The sequence below is a fragment of the Microbacterium sp. 13-71-7 genome, assembly GCF_002257455.1.
Lineage (GTDB): Bacteria > Actinomycetota > Actinomycetes > Actinomycetales > Microbacteriaceae > Microbacterium.
Window position 1 is genome coordinate 1 of the sequence record NZ_NCKN01000341.1, and the last position, 3,136, is coordinate 3,136.

The window sequence follows — 3,136 nt, forward strand, 5'->3', positions numbered from 1 at the left end:
GGGTGCTCATCGCCACGGCGGTGTGAGAGCGGCGCCGCCCGCCGGCCCCTCTCGGAGGGCCGCCGGGCGGCGCTTCCGGATCCGGTCCTCGCGGACGGGGCCGGATCCAGGGCGGGCGACGAGCGGACACGTCGCCCGCCCCTTTCGCGGGTGCGCGCGGCCCGCGCCGAGTGCACGGAAAGCCGTCGAGTGCACGGCTCGTTCGCGCGAAGAACCTGTGCGCTCGGCAGGATCCGGTGCGCCCGCGGGGTTTCGGCCAGAGAGCGGGGCACGTTCCTGTGCGCCCGGCAGGTTCCCGTGCACTCGCGGCTCGCGCGGTCCGCGCCCGGGCTCGTCGATACCGCCAGGTGCCGAGTGCACGGAAAGCCGTCGAGTGCACGGCTCGTTCGCGCGAAGATCCCGTGTGCTCGGCAGGATCCGGTGCGGTCGGGGGAGGGGGATTCGGCGCGAGCGCGGGGTGCGTTCCCGTGAGCTCACCGCCGGGGGAACACCGTCCGGCCGTCGACGATCGTGCGGGCGATGCCGATGCCGGCGAAGGGGCGGCCGGGGTCGGCGGGATCCTCGTCCAGGACCGTGATGTCGGCGACCTTGCCGACCTCGAGCGCCCCCTTCCACGCCGCGGCGCCGTCCTGGCGGGCCGGGTCGACGGTCACGCGCCGGAGCAGCTGCTCGCGGGTGCCGGCGTCGTCGCGGCCGAGCAGGGCGAGCGAGGCGTCCAGTCCGATGCGCCAGTCCGGCGTCGCGATCGGGGCGTCGCTGGTGATCGTGGTCAGTGCGCCGGACGCGATCATCTCGTCGAGCGGCCACGCGGCGGCGGTGCGCTCGGGGCCGAGCTGCGCGCCCGCCCAGTCCCTGGTGTGCTCCGCGATGAGCGGCTGCACGGCGAACCCGGCGCCGATCGCGCGCATCCGCTCGATCTGCGCGGGGCTCGCGAGGTCGGCGTGCACGACGTAGTGCGGCGCCGCGCCGGACGGCCCAGGGTGCTCCTCGAGCACGCGCAGGAACTCCTCGATCGAGCGGTCGCCGGTCGCGTGCACCGCGACCTGCTCGCCGCGCTCGAGCGCGATCGCGATCATCCGCCGGTACGCGTGCAGCGCGCCGTCGGCGCTCTGCGGCAGCAGCTCTCCCGAGGTGCCGTCGGGGTAGGGCTCGCTCACCCACGAGGTCGTCATCGGGGGGATCCCGTCCGCGAAGATCTTCACGCCGGTCACCGCGAGCCAGTGCGGATCCGTCGCAGGCTGCGGGGCGCGGATGCCCCGCTCGAAGTCCTCGAGCTCCGAGGATCCGTCCAGCGTGCCGAACAGGCGCAGCAGCGTGACCCGTGCCGTCTGCGCCCCCTCGCGGTGCAGCGCGAGGTAGGCGTCCATCATCGCGGTGCCGAAGCAGCCCGTCTCGCCGGCGTCCTCGCCCGGCCCGATCCCCGGCTCGGTGTAGCTCGTGATGCCGAGCGCGGCGAGCAGCCGCCAGGCGTTCTGCAGGGCCGCCCTGCGCTCGGACGCGGTGCGCACGAGCGCTCCCGCGGGCTGCTCGGCCGGCGATGCGGAGGAGAAGAACAGGTGCGGCCAGCGGGCGCCGAGCCAGGCCGCGTGCAGGTGCGCGTCGTTCACGCCGGGGATCGCGGTGCGGCCGTCGAGGTCGATGCTCTCCGCCGCGTGCATCCGCCGCGCATCGGCGCCGAGGGCGACGATGCGACCGGAGCGGACGGCGAGGGCGTCGGTCGTCGCCCCGTGTCCGTCGAGAGTGCGGATCCGTCCGCCGTGCAGGAGGAGATCGGCGTCGTCGCCGAGCGGTGTCTGGTTCATTATTCCACCAGTGTAGACGAATAGATCGACGCTTCGAGGAGACGGATCCGCCGCGATTTGCGGTCGCTGTCGCGGGAAGCGCTGGTCCGCCTTGCGCGAGGCGCAAAGAAGGCCGATTCTTGCGGCCCTGATCGGCCGGGTGCCCCCTGGGCGGCCGCCTACCCTGGATGAGGGCGGATCCGCCCTACCCGATCCCGCGCCATCGATCCCCTGGCGCATGTGCTTGCAAGGACGCTGATGAACGACTTCGCCGCGCGCCGCGACGACTGGAAGGCCAGAGAAGAACTCGCCGAGCGGATGATCCCGCTGATCGGCGGGCTGAACCGCGATCGTGACGTGGTCACGTCGCTGCACGGGCACCGTCTGCTCGGGCTGTCCACCACCGAGATCCTCGAGGTGCACGAGCGCGTCGCCGGCCTCGGCCACGACGAGCTCCCGCTGGAGGACACGCTCGCCGTGCTCGAGGCGCTCCGCGAGCTCGCCCCCTCCTCCGCCTCGCTCGACATCGGGCGTCTCGTGGAGCACGCACAGGGCGACGCCGCCGAGATCGTCGAGCGGCTCCGCGCCGAGCTCGCCCCTGCGCTGGGCGAGACGGCGCCCGCCGAGCCCACCGACGTCGTGCTCTACGGCTTCGGCCGCATCGGGCGCCTGCTGGCCCGCATCCTCATCGCGCACACGGGCGGCGGCAGCGGCCTGCGGCTGCGCGCCATCGTCGTCCGCAAGGGCGCAGAGAACGACCTCGTCAAGCGCGCCTCCCTGCTGCTGCGCGACTCGGTGCACGGCCGCTTCGAGGGCTCCGTCGACGTCGACGAGGAGAACTCGCAGCTCATCGCCAACGGCACCCGGATCCAGGTGATCTACTCGGACGACCCCGGCACGATCGACTACACCGCCTACGGCATCCGCGACGCGATCGTCGTCGACAACACCGGTCGCTGGCGCGACGAGGCGGGCCTCAGCCGCCACCTCGAGTCCACGGGCGTCGCCCGCGTGCTGCTCACCGCGCCCGGCAAGGGCGATCTGAAGAACATCGTGCACGGGATCAACCACGCCACGATTGAGGACGGCGACCGGATCCTGTCCGCCGCGTCCTGCACGACGAACGCGATCACCCCCGTGCTCAAGGCGGTCGACGAGGCCTACGGCATCGTCCGCGGCCACGTCGAGACGGTGCACTCCTTCACGAACGACCAGAACCTCATCGACAACTTCCACAAGGGCGACCGCCGCGGCCGCTCGGCGGTGCTGAACATGGTCATCACCGAGACCGGCGCCGCGAAGGCCGTCGCCCGGGCTCTGCCGGAGCTCGCGGGGAAGCTGACCGGATCCGCGAT

2 protein-coding genes are annotated in these 3,136 nt (G+C 73.0%); one reads left to right on the top strand and one right to left on the bottom strand.

Translation table 11 applies throughout. From position 1 onward, the window contains the following. Positions 1-473: 473 nt before the first annotated feature. The gene (locus tag B7X32_RS19855; RefSeq protein ID WP_292723706.1) at positions 474-1,802 is read right to left on the bottom strand and encodes an amidohydrolase family protein; all 1,329 of its coding nucleotides are present in this window, start codon (positions 1,800-1,802) and stop codon (positions 474-476) included. Between the two features lie 237 nt (positions 1,803-2,039). Between B7X32_RS19855 and B7X32_RS19860 the strand changes: the two genes are divergently transcribed. Further along, positions 2,040-3,136 (top strand): glyceraldehyde-3-phosphate dehydrogenase (locus B7X32_RS19860; RefSeq protein ID WP_292723708.1); only part of this gene is annotated, 1,097 nt, incomplete at its 3' end.

Bases quoted from the DNA above. Each gene is read 5' to 3' on its own strand.
- B7X32_RS19855 (WP_292723706.1), bottom strand. From the start codon at position 1,802: ATGAACCAGACACCGCTCGGCGACGACGCCGATCTCCTCCTGCACGGC.